Origin of the sequence: Streptomyces sp. SID486 (assembly GCF_009865385.1) — a bacterium.
Taxonomy (GTDB): Bacteria; Actinomycetota; Actinomycetes; order Streptomycetales; family Streptomycetaceae; genus Streptomyces.
Genome location: NZ_WWJT01000494.1, coordinates 1 through 429, shown reverse-complemented (window position 1 = coordinate 429; position 429 = coordinate 1). Strand labels below are relative to the sequence as shown.

Sequence of the window (429 nt, the reverse complement as noted above, 5' to 3'; positions counted from 1 at the left end):
GCCCTCGGTGACGGTGCCCGCCCAGCGCTCCAGCAGCAGCTCGCGCTCGGTGTCCGACAGCAGCTCCAGCTCCGCGACCGGGACGTCGGGCGTCTCGGCGGCCGCCTCCAGCAGGCGTACCAGCCGTGCGGCGGCCGCCTCGATCGTGCTCGCGTCGTACAGGTCCGTGGCGTACTCCACGGTGATGTCCAGCCCGGCCGGCTGCCCGTCCGCCCCCCGGTGCTCCGCGAAGGAGAAGGTCAGGTCGAACTTGGCGGCCTGCAGCCAGGTGAACTCGGCGCGCGTGTCGAGGCCGTCGGCGACCAGGGTGGGCGTGGCCGCGTCGGTCAGGGTCAGCATCACCTGGAACAGCGGGTGCCGGGACGCCGACCGCTCCGGGTTGAGCACCTCCACCAGCCGGTCGAAGGGCAGGTCCTGGTGGGCCCAGGC

The 429-nt window shown here is 73.7% G+C and carries 1 protein-coding gene; it reads right to left on the bottom strand.

The window, feature by feature from the left end:
* Window positions 1-429, bottom strand: a 429-nt coding sequence (locus tag GT045_RS23140; protein WP_161335308.1) for a condensation domain-containing protein, incomplete at both ends; no start/stop codon positions are given.